Source organism: Chitinophaga vietnamensis, from assembly GCF_902167635.1.
Lineage (GTDB): Bacteria > Bacteroidota > Bacteroidia > Chitinophagales > Chitinophagaceae > Chitinophaga > Chitinophaga vietnamensis.
In genome coordinates this window covers 343,083-357,264 of sequence record NZ_CABHMS010000005.1, presented here as the reverse complement: position 1 = coordinate 357,264, position 14,182 = coordinate 343,083, and the positions used below count along the sequence as shown (strand labels likewise).

Sequence of the window (14,182 nt, the reverse complement as noted above, 5' to 3'; positions counted from 1 at the left end):
TAATTATTCAAGCAATTAACCCCAAAACATCATGAGATATCTTTTCAAAGGTAACCTCCGCGGTTACTTGTGCTCCGATTGCTGGGAGTACCTCGCAGGTATCGAGATACGCCTGCATCGTACTGCTATAAATGCCGACACCATCGCCAGAGCAGCAGCCCCAGAGAAAGACACTTTCACCCGCCTGGACGAAGCCGCTATACGCGCCCGCGAAAGCTCGCTCATCGCGGCCGCCACCGTTGATGAAAAAGGAAACTTCTCGTTCTCTCTCGATGAAAACAGCCAATACAATGGCGAGGCCTTCGATATCGATTTTGTATGCGGTAACGTACCTCGCCCTAAATTGCCACGCAAAAAATTTGAGCCCCTTCATTTTCATGTCACTACCTTACAGCCACAGTGGCGCAATAGCCAGGACGGTATTGCGGTTGCAGCATGGGATTATAGCATCGCAAAAAAGTGGTGGTGCTTTATCAGAGGCCTTTTCGGCGCCTACGTGATCTGCGGCCGCATCATCGATTGCGAAACCAAACAGCCACTTGCTCATATCAAAGTATCAGCATTTGATGTAGACTGGCTCCAGGACGATCCCCTGGGATCCGCCATCACCAATAGTAATGGCGAATTTCGCATCGACTATAACCAGGAAGATTTTGAAAAAACATTGATCCCCTGGCTCAATATAGAATGGCCCGCAGGCCCCGATCTTTACTTCCATTTTGATACGCCCGATGGCGCAGAAATATACTGGGAAAACCGCGCTGTAGGCCATCATCCGGGGCGCGCCAATCAAGGGCCTTGCTTCTGCCTCGGCGACTACTGCCTGAAAATCCATCCGGAAACGCCTCCCGGACAAAATCCAGCCTGGACCAAGATCGGCAACAGCATTTATTTGCCAGGCGTCACCTTTATGAACAGCTTCGATGCCGATGGCTACGCCAGCCCTTATAATTCCGGCACACTGTCCTATGATACGCAGCAATACGCACTCTTCGGCCAGCTCCAAATGCGCGGCAGCATTCCCAACAAAACAGCAGCTGGCCGCGATGTGGAATACCGTTTCAAAGTGAGCAATACCACTGCGCCCAACGGCACTGCGCCTTTAGCGGAAAGCCACTTCACCAGGATCGTGGGCATCGGTGTTGAAAGCGGCCTGTTCTCCAACACCACACTGGGTACCATGGTGAAACTGTCAGACCCTACCACCATCATCCCCATCACCGCCACCATCGCGGATCTTGACGCAGAAGGCTGGCTGAATGTGAATAAGGTGATCGCCAATACATTCACCGCCCATCCCACGGAACATATCGCTGATTACTATTGGAGTGGAGATGGCTCCCTGATGACGATCAACTCGACGAAGTTAACCACTACACCCGATATACCAGTAATGGCAGCTGTGGCCGGGCAACCCGTGCCAGTGGCCGATCTTTTCCCATTGGAAAAATTCGCTTTCAGATTTGAAGTGAGAGAAGTAGTGGACCCTGTAGCACATATATACAACCCGCTGGTGGCCAACGGCACTACGTTGAACTGCGCCATCATCAATAATAACGCGCCTTTCGGCAAGGTGAATATGAAGGAACATCTCGATCACAGTAATTTCTGCGATATCCTTACAGGTGATGTACATGTTGCCTACACCGCTTACCACCTGCATTTGCAGGCATTGAACATTCATGTGCAAAGTAACAGTGGCGGATACAATGTGGACCTCGCCGGCAGCCTGGCATCCGAGCATCTTCCGTTGAGCGGCAATAATAATCCGGCTATTACAATGTCCAATAACCCTGGCGGCATTGTATTGAGCGGTCTTTCACGGTGCACCTACACTGTTACCATGCTTGTTACCCCGCGATTACACAATGGCACAACAACGGCAGGTACGTTCACATACCAGACCACTTTCTTCCATGATTGAAATTGACCCCTCCCAGATCAAAAAAGAAAAAGGCTGCCTGTACAGGCAGCCTTTCCTTTTATTTTGAAAAGTGATCACTCACTATTCTTCTTCATCGAACTGGAACACTTCTTTGGAAGATGCCAGGATATCGTATTCTTCTTTCGAACCTACGATCATGTTTTCGAATTCGCGTAAACCGGTACCGGCAGGGATCAGGTGACCAGTGATCACATTCTCCTTCAGACCCATCATATCATCGATCTTACCGTTGATAGCAGCCTGTGACAGTACTTTCGTGGTTTCCTGGAACGATGCAGCCGAGATCCAGCTGCGTGTACCGAGAGACGCTTTGGTGATACCCTGGAGCAGCGGGCTGGAAGTAGCCGGTTGTGCATCACGGAATTCCACCAGTTTCTTGTCGGCGCGGCGCAGCAGGGAGTTTTCTTCACGTACCTGGCGCAAAGTCACGATCTGACCAGCTTTCAGGGTAGTGGAGTCACCAGCTTCAGTTACCACTTTCTTGTCAAAGATGTTATCGTTCTCTTCAAAGAAGTCGAACCTGTCTTCAGTATCGCCTTCGAGGAAGCGGGTATCGCCCGGATCTTCGATGTTTACTTTACGCATCATCTGGCGAACAATTACCTCGATGTGTTTATCGTTGATCTTCACACCCTGTAAGCGGTATACTTCCTGGATTTCATTTACCAGGTACTCTTGTACGGCAAACGGACCTTTGATGGCCAGGATGTCGGCAGGAGTAGTAGAACCGTCAGACAGAGAAGTACCTGCTTTTACGAAGTCGCCGTCCTGTACCAGGATGTGGCGGGTCAGCGGCACCAGGTATTTCTTGATCTGGCTTTCGCGGCTTTCGATGATGATCTCGCGGTTACCACGTTTGATGTTACCAAATGCTACCACACCATCAATTTCAGAAACGATAGCAGGGTTGCTCGGGTTACGTGCTTCGAACAGTTCGGTTACACGTGGCAGACCACCCGTGATGTCTCGGAGTTTACCGATCACACGCGGGATCTTCACGATTACCTGACCAGCTCTTACTTTATCTCCTTCATCGATCACGATGTGAGAGCCTACCGGCAAGTTGTATGATTTCACTTCCTTGTTGCCTTCTACAACAATGGAAGGGATCTTGTTCTTGTCTTTGGTTTCAATTACCACTTTTTCGCGGTGACCTGTTTGCTCATCCGCTTCTTCACGGTAGGTAATACCTTCGATGATGTTATCGAAACGGATGCTACCAGCGATTTCAGACACGATAACGGCGTTGAATGGATCCCATGTACAGATCTGGTCGCCTTTCGCGATCTTCTGTCCATCTTTCACCAACAGGGTAGAACCGTAAGGAATGTTGTTGGTGACCAGCAGACGATCGTTTTTCACGTCCATGATACGCAGCTCGCCGGTACGTCCGATAACCACCTGTACTTTATCACCTTCGTTGTTTTCGTAGGTGGTAGTACGCAGACCATCGAATTGTACAGTACCTTCAAACTTGGCAGAGAGGCCGGATTCAACAGATGTAGAACCAGCCACACCACCCACGTGGAAGGTACGCAGTGTCAGCTGTGTACCAGGCTCGCCGATGGACTGTGCAGCGATGATACCCACGGCATCACCCTTCTGCGCGGTATAACCGGTAGCCAGGTTTTTACCATAACATTTCACACACACACCACGACGGCTTTCGCAAGTCAGTACGGAACGGATCTCAACAGTTTCGATCGCGCTTTCTTCTATTCTGTGTGCAATTTCTTCAGTGATCTCTTCACCACCTGAAACGATCAGCTCATCTGTGTGCGGATCATATACATCGTGGAGAGAAGTACGGCCCAGGATACGGTCGTACAGCGGTTCTACCACTTCCTCATTATCTTTCAGTGCGGAAGTAGCAATACCACGCAGCGTACCGCAATCCTCTTCATTGATTACCACATCCTGTGCAACGTCCACCAGACGACGGGTCAGGTAACCCGCATCCGCTGTTTTCAACGCCGTATCCGCAAGACCCTTACGGGCACCGTGCGTAGAGATGAAGTATTCCAATACGTTCAGACCGTCTTTAAAGTTGGACAATACCGGGTTTTCGATAATTTCTGAACCGGTAGAGCCACTCTTACGCGGCTTGGCCATCAGACCTCTGATACCTGCCAGCTGTTTGATCTGCTGCTTGGAACCACGCGCACCGGAATCCAGCATCATGTATACAGAGTTGAATCCTTGCTTGTCGGCTGCCAGCTCGCGGATCAGGGTTTCTGTCACTTTCGTATCCACACGTGACCAGATATCGATGATCTGGTTGTAACGTTCGTTGTTGGTGATCAGACCCATGTTATAGTTGTCCCAAACTTCATCTACTTCAGAAGAAGCGCCATCGATCATATCCTGTTTAACATCAGGGATGATGAGGTCATTGATGTTGAAGGACAGACCACCACGGAATGCCATACGGAAACCTAATTGTTTGATATCATCCAGGAACTTCGCAGTTTTCGGAATGTCGGTAGCCTTGATGATATCACCGATGATTTCACGCAGTGATTTTTTAGTCAGCAGCGCATTCACGTAACCAGCAGCTTTTGGTACAAACTGGTTGAACAATACGCGGCCTACAGTAGTTTCGATCAGTTTTCTTTCCAGTTCACCGTTCGCATTTCTTACATCAGCTTTTACGCGGATGTGTGCGTGCAGGTCTACCTGGCCTTCGTTGTAGGCGATGATCACTTCCTCAGCAGAGTAGAAAGCTTTTCCTTCACCTTTCACGATATCGTTACCCATTGTCTTCTTACCCTTGGTGATGTAGTACAAACCAAGCACCATGTCCTGAGAAGGCAGGGTGATAGGCGTACCATTCTGCGGGTTGAGGATGTTATGGGAAGAGAGCATCAGCAGCTGTGCTTCAAGGATAGCGGCATTGCTCAACGGTACGTGTACCGCCATCTGGTCACCGTCAAAGTCGGCGTTGAACGCAGAACATACGAGCGGGTGCAGCTGGATCGCTTTACCTTCCACGAGTTTAGGCTGGAATGCCTGGATAGACAAACGGTGCAGCGTTGGCGCACGGTTTAACAATACCGGGTGGCCTTTCAGCACGTTTTCCAGGATATCCCAAACCACCGCTTCTTTACGATCCACCAGCTTCTTCGCTGATTTCACGGTTTTCACGATGCCTCTTTCGATCAGTTTACGGATAATGAACGGTTTGAACAGTTCAGCCGCCATGTCTTTAGGTAAGCCGCACTCATGGAGTTTCAGCTCAGGGCCTACCACGATAACAGAACGACCGGAGTAGTCCACACGTTTACCCAAGAGGTTCTGACGGAAACGACCCTGTTTACCTTTTAGTACATCAGACAGTGATTTCAGTGCACGACCGCCTTCTGCCTTCACCGCATTGGATTTGCGGGAGTTGTCGAACAGTGAGTCCACCGCTTCCTGCAGCATACGTTTTTCATTACGCAGGATCACTTCCGGTGCTTTAATTTCGATCAAACGTTTCAGACGGTTGTTACGAATGATCACCCTGCGATACAGGTCGTTCAGGTCGGAAGACGCAAAACGGCCACCATCCAGCGGAACCAGCGGACGCAGTTCCGGCGGTACTACAGGGATATATTGCATTACCATCCATTCAGGACGGTTCTCTACACGGCCATTGGCTTCACGGAAAGCTTCCACCACGCTCAAACGCTTCAGCGCTTCCGCTTTACGTTGCTGGGAAGTTTCAGTAGCAGCCTGGTTACGCAGCTGGTAGGAAAGGCTGTCCAGATCAATACGGGCCAGCATCATCTCTACCGCTTCAGCACCCATCTTGGCAATGAACTTGTTCGGATCTTCATCCGGTAACAGCTGATTGTCTTTGGGTAAGGTATCCAGGATATCCAGGTATTCTTCTTCTGTGAGCAGGTCACCGTAGTTCAGACCTTTTTCCTGTTTAGCGCCTGCCTGGATCACTACGTATCTTTCGTAGTAAACGATTGTTTCCAATTTCTTGGAAGACATACCGAGCAGGTAACCGATTTTGTTAGGGAGTGATTTGAAGTACCAGATATGTACAACGGGAACGACTAAACGAATATGTCCCATCCTTTCACGGCGTACTTTCTTCTCCGTTACTTCCACACCGCATCTGTCGCACACAATACCCTTATAACGGATACGTTTGTACTTTCCGCAATAGCATTCGTAATCCTTTACAGGACCAAAAATCCTCTCGCAGAACAAACCATCACGTTCCGGCTTGTAAGTACGGTAGTTGATGGTTTCAGGTTTCAGCACTTCACCGTATGAACGCTCCAGAATAACATCGGGAGAAGCCAGACTGATGGTAATGCTGTTAAAGTTTGATTTAGGACGATTTTCTTTTTTGATAGCCATCTGTAATTAGCTTTTAGCTGTTAGCCGTTGGTGCTTAGCCAGCGACAAAAATTTTATTCCTGCGAAATATCAAAGCTATCAGCCATCAGCGCTTGCGCCGATGGCTGGTAGCTAAAAGCTCTTAGTCAAATTTCAGATCCAGACCCAGACCACGCAGCTCATGGATCAATACGTTGAAGGACTCTGGTACACCCGCTTTCGGGATGTTGTCGCCTTTCACGATAGATTCATATGCTTTTGCACGACCTACGATATCATCTGATTTAATGGTAAGCAGTTCCTGCAGGATATTGGATGCGCCGTACGCTTCCAGTGCCCATACCTCCATCTCACCAAAACGCTGACCACCAAACTGCGCCTTACCACCCAGCGGTTGCTGTGTAATGAGGCTGTAGGGTCCGATAGAACGCGCGTGCATCTTATCATCCACCATGTGGCTCAGTTTCAGCATATAGATTACACCTACTGTTGCTTTCTGGTGGAAACGTTCACCGGTTTCACCATCATGCAGGTATGTGTGGCCGAAGCTCGGTAAACCGGCATCGTTGATATATTTCGCGATCTCTTCAGTGGTAGCACCGTCGAAGATCGGCGTAGCAAAGCGTACACCCAGCTTCAGACCTGCCCAACCCAATACGGTTTCGTAGATCTGGCCAAGGTTCATACGGGAAGGTACCCCCAGCGGGTTCAGTACGATATCCAGTGGCGTACCATCTTCCAGGAACGGCATGTCTTCATCACGCACGATCTTGGCAACGATACCCTTGTTACCGTGGCGGCCCGCCATCTTATCACCCACTTTCAGCTTACGTTTGCTGGCCAGGTAAACCTTCGCCAGTTTCAGCACGCCCGCAGGCAGCTCATCACCAATAGAGATGTTGAACTTCTCACGTTTATAACGGCCCAGCTCCTCGTTGTACTTGATGTTGTAGTTGTGGAGCAGGGTATTGATCTGATCATTGGTCACCTCGTCGGTTGTCCAGTTCAGCGGATTCACGTTCTGGAAGTCAATGTTCGCCAGGTTTTTCTGGGAGAACTTGGAACCTTTGGAGATCAGTACTTCACCGTAAGTGTTGGTAATGCCCTGGGATGTTTTATCCTTCAGCAGTGTCAACAGCTTGCCCATCAGCACTTCCAGCAGGTCTTCCTCATTCTTCTGGTGCACTTTTTCCAGTTTCTCCAACGCCGCTTTTTCACGGGTTTTGGAGTTCTTATCTTTCTTCGCGCGGGAGAACAGTTTCTTGTCGATCACCACACCTTCAGTAGACGGGGGCGCTTTCAGGGAAGCGTCTTTCGCATCAGAAGCCTTGTCACCGAAGATCGCACGGAGCAGTTTTTCTTCGGGAGAAGGATCAGATTCGCCACGCGGCGTGATCTTACCGATCAGGATATCGCCTTCTTTAATGTGCGCGCCCACACGGATGATACCGTTCTGGTCGAGGTCTTTGGTGGCCTCTTCGCTCACGTTCGGAATATCTGGCGTCAGTTCTTCTTCACCCAGTTTAGTATCGCGTACTTCCAGTTCGTATTCATCGATGTGGATAGAAGTGAACAGGTCTTCACGTGCAACACGCTCAGAGATCACGATCGCATCCTCAAAGTTGTAACCTTTCCAGGGCATGAACGCTACTTTCATGTTGCGTCCCAGCGCCAGCTCACCACCGCGGGTAGCGTAACCTTCTGTGAGGAAGTCGCCTTCTACCACACGCTGACCTTTCTTCACGCAAGGTCTGAGGTTGATACAGGTGCTCTGGTTGGTTTTAACGAATTTGGTCAGGTTGTAGATCACCAGGTCATCTTCAAAGCTCACCAGTTTCTGGAGCTCATCACGCTCGTAACGAACATGAATTTCTTTTGCATCCACAAACTCGATCACACCTTTACCTTCAGCAGTGATTTGCAGACGGGAGTCGCGCGCTGCTTTGGCTTCCAGGCCAGTACCTACGATAGGTACTTCCGGATTCAGCAGTGGCACGGCCTGACGTTGCATGTTTGATCCCATCAACGCACGGTTGGCATCATCATGCTCCAGGAACGGAATCAGCGATGCACTCAAACCTACGATCTGGTTAGGCGCTACGTCCATGTACTCCACTTCCTGTTTATCCAGGATCGGGAAGTCACCGGTTTCGCGGGATTTTACTTTTTCATTCAGGAAATTACCTTTATCATCCAGCGGAGCGTTGGCCTGCGCGATCTTCACAGAATCTTCCTCTTCAGCGCTCAGGAACTCTACGCGGTTCATGTCTACCTTACCTTCTTTTACTTTACGGTAAGGTGTTTCGATGAAGCCCATCTCATTCACTTTCGCGTGTACGCAAAGGGTAGAGATCAGACCGATGTTCGGGCCTTCCGGTGTTTCGATCGTACACAAACGGCCATAGTGGCTGTAGTGAACGTCACGCACTTCGAAGCCTGCTCTTTCACGGCTCAAACCGCCGGGCCCGAGGGCAGAGATACGGCGTTTGTGCGTGATCTCAGACAGCGGGTTGGTTTGATCCAGGAACTGTGACAGCTGGGAAGTACCGAAGAAGGAGTTGATCACGGAAGATAATGTTCTCGCATTGATCAGGTCTACCGGTGTAAATACCTCGTTGTCACGAACGTTCATCCTTTCACGGATGGTACGGGCCATACGGGCCAGACCAACACCAAACTGAGCATATAATTGCTCGCCTACGGTACGTACACGGCGGTTAGACAGGTGATCGATATCGTCGATCTCTGCTTTACTGTTGGTGAGCTGTACCAGGTATTTGATGATGGCGATGATGTCTTCTTTCGTCAGGACTTTCATATCCAGCGGCGTGGGAAGACCGAGTTTTCTGTTGATCTTGTAACGACCAACATCTCCGAGATCATAACGTTTATCGGAGAAGAATAATTTATCGATGATACCCCTTGCTGTTTCATCATCCGGCGCATCGGCGCCGCGCAGTTGGCGGTAGATGTGCTGAACGGCTTCCAGTTCGGAGTTAGATGTATCCTTATTTAATGTATTGTAGATGATGGAGAAATCACCGCTCACCTCTTCTTTCTGAACGAAAACGCTCTTCAGGCCCATGTCTACGATGGTCTCGATATTCGCTTCGTCCAGGATGCTGTCGCGTTCGAGCATGATTTCATTACGCTCGATGCTCACTACTTCACCGGTATCTTCATCCACAAAATCTTCCACCCAGCTTCTCAGCACGCGGGCAGCCAGTTTTTTGCCGGCATATTTGTCAAGGCTTTTCTTGTCTGCTTTTACTTCATCTGCCATGCCAAACAGCTGCAGGATATCCTTGTCTGTTTCATAGCCGATTGCACGCAACAGGGTGGTTACCGGGAATTTCTTCTTACGGTCGATGTACGCATACATCACATTGTTGATGTCGGTTGCGAACTCCATCCATGCGCCCTTGAACGGGATCACCCTTGCGGAGTAGATCTTGGTGCCGTTCGGATGTATGGATTGACCAAAGAATACACCAGGAGAACGGTGCAGTTGGGATACAACTACGCGTTCAGCGCCATTGATAACGAAAGTACCTCTTGGGGTCATGTAGGGAATGTTACCTAAGAGCACATCCTGCACAATAGTCTGAAAATCCACATGCTCCTCATCGTTACAGCTGAGGCGGAGTTTCGCCTTCAACGGAACGGAATAGGTAAGCCCACGTTCAATACATTCCTCGATGGTATAGCGCGGAGGATCAACGAAATAGTCAAGGAATTCCAGATTGAAGATATTGCGGGTATCCGTAATCGGGAAGTTCTCTTTAAATACTTTAAAAAGGCCTTCGTTATTTCGCTTGTCTGGTGTGGTTTCTAATTGGAAGAAATCCTTGAAAGATTGGATTTGGATAGCCAACAGATCCGGTGTCTCAGTAACTTGTTTGATCTTTCCAAAATTTACTCTTTCGCTTGTTTGGGCTTTTTTTAGAGACATATTCGAAGTTAGCAGTTATATGACTTGTAAGAATTAGGGAAATTAAGATTTCTTTGCCAATATCCCATCCTAAATTATTCTGTCTCTTGCACATTGTCAAATTCACCTCGTAGTGATTCCCCGTTTTGACTCTCTGAAAAAGACACTTTCCCAAAGGGAATAAGGCCAAAAGTGCAAACGCACTTTTGACCTTAAAAGATGTATATACTAAGCAAAGAATTACTGAATTTCAACTTCAGCACCAGCTTCGGTCAGCTTAGCTTTCAGATCTTCCGCTTCAGCTTTGCTAACGCCTTCTTTCACTGGTTTTGGAGCGCCGTCAACCAGTTCTTTTGCCTCTTTCAGGCCAAGACCGGTCAGGTCTTTAACGATTTTAACAACGTTCAGTTTGCTAGCACCTGCAGATTTCAGGATAACGTTGAAAGCAGTTTTCTCTTCAACAGCAGCACCACCACCGTCGCCACCTGCAGCAACTACTACCGCAGCAGCAGCTGGTTCGATGCCATACTCAGTTTTCAGTACATCTGCGAGTTCCTGTACTTCCTTAACAGTTAAACCTACTAATTGTTCGGCTAATGCTTTTACGTCTGCCATTTTATAATGTTTTAATGTAATGTTTGTAATGTTGTGATTAAATTATATTGTGACTTGGAAGCCAATGTTATGTGAGAATTTTTGAATTTATTTATTTAGATATTTTTAAATTTATAAATACCTAAATTCCAAAATCCCGAAATTTCCCTTACTCTGCTGCGGGTGCTTCGGCACCAGCTTCTTCTTTCTTGCCTTTTTCCAGCAAAGCAGCGATAACGCGTTTTGCAGGAGACTGCAACAGACCGATAACTTCGCCGATAAGCTCGTTCTTGGTCTTGATGTTGGTCAGGGCAGTCAGCTGGTTGTCGCCCAGGAATACTTCGTCAGCAACGAAAGCAGCCTTCAGCACAGGTTTTTCCAGCTTGTTGTTTTCTTTACGGAAAGAAGAGATGATCAGTGCAGGCTCTTTCGGGCTGTCAGAGAACATCAGGGCAGTTACACCATGCAGTGCATCGTAGATACCGGCATATTTTTCTTTATCCAGCGCTTCCAGTGCCTTGCGGATCAGGGTGTTCTTAGCCACCTTCATTTCCACATTCTTATCGAAACAAACCTTCCTCAGGTTGTTTACCTGAGCAACGGTCAGTGATTCCGTGTTAGTGATGTAAAAGTTGCTGTACTGAGAAAATTTCTCTTTCAGCAGTTCGATCACTTCATTTTTTTGCTCTTTATTCATATTAAAACGTTTGTAGCAAGCCCCCATCAGTAACGATTTCCGGGCTACAACTCGTGATCAGATTAGTTTTGAACAGATTTAGTGTCGATTACGATACCAGGGCTCATGGTGCTGGCCATAGACAGACCTTTGAGATAGGTACCTTTGGCAGTAGCCGGTTTCAGTTTGATGATCGCATTGATCAGCTCCATAGAGTTCTGTTCAATTTTCTCAGAACCGAAAGATACACGGCCGATAGAAGCGTGGATGATACCAGCTTTATCCACCTTGAAGGTGATTTTACCGCCTTTCACCTCGTTCACAGCTGCTGCAACGTCGTTAGTAACAGTACCGGTTTTAGGGTTCGGCATCAGGTTACGAGGCCCGAGGATCTTACCCAGTTTACCGATTTTAGGCATTACAGCAGGGGTAGCAACGATTACATCGACATCAGTCCAACCGGCTTCAATCTTCTGGATGAATTCATCCAGACCAACGTAATCAGCACCCGCTTCTTTAGCAGAAGCTTCTTTGTCGGGTGTGCAGAGCACTAAAACTCTCTTTGTTTTACCAGTACCGTGAGGAAGCGTTACGGAACCACGGATAGCCTGGTCTGCTTTCTTAGGATCAACGCCTAAGCGGATATGTAAATCGACAGAGCTGTCGAATTTAGTACAGTTAATATCTTTTACTAAAGTGGAAGCCTCTTTCAGGGTGTACGTCTTGTTTTTGTCCACCTTTGCTTCAGCTACTTTTCTCTTTTTAGTTGCCATTTGTCAAAATGATTTTAAAGTCCTGCCTTAACAGGGTGAAACAATTAGTTTTCCCAGGGAGCTTTACCTTCTACAGTAATACCCATGCTACGAGCAGTACCAGCTACCATTTTCATAGCGCTGTTCAGGGTGAAGCAGTTCAGATCAGGCATTTTGTCCTGCGCAATAGCTTCCACCTGTGCCCAGGTAACTTTACCCACCTTGTTACGGTTAGGTTCTTTGGAACCACCTTGCAATTTAGCAGCTTCCAGCAGCTGTACAGGCGCCGGAGGAGTTTTGATTACGAAGTCGAAAGATTTGTCAGTGTAAACAGTCAGCAACACAGGCAATACTTTACCCATTTTGTCCTGGGTACGGGCATTGAACTGTTTGCAGAACTCCATGATGTTCACACCTTTGGAACCCAGCGCGGGACCAATTGGAGGTGCAGGGTTGGCCTGGCCGCCTTTAACCTGCAATTTCACGTACGTTGCGATCTCTTTTGCCATACTATTTTATTTAATTTGGTTAAAACGTTCCCTGCAAAGCAGAAAACTCCCAAAACTAAAAGGAACTAAAATAACCTTTTAAAGGGGATGCAAAGGTATATAATAATATGAAATTGACAAAAAGTATTTGATTTTGGGCATCCTTTTTGCTTAGAGACGCCTTTTTTTTACAAATCCATTGCATTCCACGAAAATTTCCTTATTATCCGGAGCTGGCAAAGGTACGCCTAAAACACCACTTTATAAAATAGAGACTTCCGGAACATCCTGCCCGTTCTGATATATTTCGATACAAAAGCCTGCTCTCCCGCTACCCGCTGCTTCAAATCAGTGGCCGCCGCCAGTATCTCGTTGCGCGTCCGGTTTACTCCGGCATCATCTCCCGGGATCGCCCCCAGCAGCGCCACCGTCTCGTCCAGCTTGCGCGCCACCCCGTCAATCCAGGCCCTGATCTCGTCGTCCGGCCGTGCAGGACTAAACTGGTGATTCTTGAACTGCACATAGCTATTAAAGGCATTCACCGCCTCGTTATACATACTGCTCCCCTCGTTCACCCGGTTGATCAATTGATTTTGTGCCAGCACCTGTTCATTCTGCTTGCCAATTGCCACCACATTATGCAGGTAATTCACTTCAACAGACGTAAACTGGTTGGTGATCCCATATCGCTCGATCCTGGCCACCTCATTGGCAGCGCGGGCCACATGCCCCATGGCATTGAAGGCCCGGAGCGTGTCGGAATAATTGAAAACCGGCCTGCCGGCGGCTTCTGTGAGCCGCCCATCCCTGATCTCGTCATGCCGGAAAGGATGATCCAGCAACTGGAACAGCGGATCAAAGGGCACATGCGTTCTGATAAAGGCCGAGGGCAGCACCATGAAATACCGCCAGTTCAATTGTTGTACATAACGATTGCCGTTAACGTATCCCGCTCCCCAGGTGGGATCGGTGAACTGCCACTGGTTATTCACATACACCGCCACCCAGGCATGGCTGGCATTATCCAGCTTGCCGTTGGTGATCGTATAGCCCGTTACTAACCAGGCTGGAATATGTGCAGCACGGCAAACGGCCATATACAGGGCTGCATAGCCCTGGCACACGCCTGCACGGGTTTGTAAGGTCTTAACGATAGCGTCAGTGGTATCTTTATAATAGTCAGGCCGGAAAGTATTCACCACATCATAAACAATATGATCAGCCATCCAGGCATAGAGGGAGCGCAGTAAGGCCGTTTGGTCAGTAGTGTGCGACTTCAGATAAGCCGCTATGCTGGCGGCGGAGCCGGTAGCCGAATCTGGAATAGGTACAACAGGAATAGCGGATGGCGGCGCCACTGCTTTTCTCACTTGCGCCTGCAAACCGTTGCATAACAGGAAGCAGGCCAGGATATATATCATTACTCTCATACAGGAACAGCTTGCATGAAAAAAGCGTTCC

At 48.5% G+C, this 14,182-nt stretch carries 8 protein-coding genes; 1 reads left to right on the top strand and 7 read right to left on the bottom strand.

The features are described 5' to 3' along the window. The first annotated feature begins 31 nt into the window (after positions 1–31). On the top strand, positions 32–1,924 hold the full coding sequence (locus tag FPG75_RS15715) for a transthyretin-like family protein (RefSeq protein ID WP_143307806.1): 1,893 nt from the start codon (positions 32–34) through the stop codon (positions 1,922–1,924). Between the two features lie 81 nt (positions 1,925–2,005). Here FPG75_RS15715 and rpoC read toward each other — a convergent pair whose 3' ends face one another. The 7 genes from rpoC to FPG75_RS15680 all read right to left on the bottom strand — a co-directional run bounded on the left by rpoC (position 2,006) and on the right by FPG75_RS15680 (position 14,151). After that, on the bottom strand, positions 2,006–6,301 hold the full coding sequence (gene rpoC / locus FPG75_RS15710; protein ID WP_143307805.1) for a DNA-directed RNA polymerase subunit beta': 4,296 nt from the start codon (positions 6,299–6,301) through the stop codon (positions 2,006–2,008). 121 nt (positions 6,302–6,422) lie between these two features. Beyond that, positions 6,423–10,232, bottom strand: a complete 3,810-nt coding sequence (gene rpoB, locus FPG75_RS15705) for a DNA-directed RNA polymerase subunit beta (protein ID WP_143307804.1) — start codon at positions 10,230–10,232, stop codon at positions 6,423–6,425. Between the two features lie 219 nt (positions 10,233–10,451). Then, positions 10,452–10,826 (bottom strand): 50S ribosomal protein L7/L12, encoded by a 375-nt coding sequence (rplL, locus tag FPG75_RS15700; RefSeq protein ID WP_143307803.1) that lies wholly within the window; start codon positions 10,824–10,826, stop codon positions 10,452–10,454. 148 nt (positions 10,827–10,974) lie between these two features. Next, entirely contained in the window at positions 10,975–11,502 is a 528-nt protein-coding gene (gene rplJ, locus FPG75_RS15695; protein ID WP_143307802.1) for a 50S ribosomal protein L10, read from the bottom strand. A gap of 62 nt (positions 11,503–11,564) precedes the next feature. Beyond that, positions 11,565–12,254, bottom strand: coding sequence for a 50S ribosomal protein L1 (rplA, locus tag FPG75_RS15690; protein ID WP_143307801.1), 690 nt, complete (start codon positions 12,252–12,254; stop codon positions 11,565–11,567). Between the two features lie 44 nt (positions 12,255–12,298). Then, positions 12,299–12,742, bottom strand: a complete 444-nt coding sequence (gene rplK, locus FPG75_RS15685; protein ID WP_143307800.1) for a 50S ribosomal protein L11 — start codon at positions 12,740–12,742, stop codon at positions 12,299–12,301. A 227-nt stretch (positions 12,743–12,969) separates the two neighbouring features. Next, on the bottom strand, positions 12,970–14,151 hold the full coding sequence (locus tag FPG75_RS15680) for a transglutaminase domain-containing protein (RefSeq protein ID WP_143307799.1): 1,182 nt from the start codon (positions 14,149–14,151) through the stop codon (positions 12,970–12,972). Between the last annotated feature and the right edge of the window lie 31 nt (positions 14,152–14,182).

Coding starts and splice junctions, on each gene's coding strand:
- rpoC (WP_143307805.1), bottom strand. CDS start 6,301: ATGGCTATCAAAAAAGAAAATCGTCCTAAATCAAACTTTAACAGCATT.
- rpoB (WP_143307804.1), bottom strand. CDS start 10,232: ATGTCTCTAAAAAAAGCCCAAACAAGCGAAAGAGTAAATTTTGGAAAG.
- rplA (WP_143307801.1), bottom strand. CDS start 12,254: ATGGCAACTAAAAAGAGAAAAGTAGCTGAAGCAAAGGTGGACAAAAAC.
- FPG75_RS15715 (WP_143307806.1), top strand. CDS start 32: ATGAGATATCTTTTCAAAGGTAACCTCCGCGGTTACTTGTGCTCCGAT.
- FPG75_RS15680 (WP_143307799.1), bottom strand. CDS start 14,151: ATGAGAGTAATGATATATATCCTGGCCTGCTTCCTGTTATGCAACGGT.
- rplK (WP_143307800.1), bottom strand. CDS start 12,742: ATGGCAAAAGAGATCGCAACGTACGTGAAATTGCAGGTTAAAGGCGGC.
- rplJ (WP_143307802.1), bottom strand. CDS start 11,502: ATGAATAAAGAGCAAAAAAATGAAGTGATCGAACTGCTGAAAGAGAAA.
- rplL (WP_143307803.1), bottom strand. CDS start 10,826: ATGGCAGACGTAAAAGCATTAGCCGAACAATTAGTAGGTTTAACTGTT.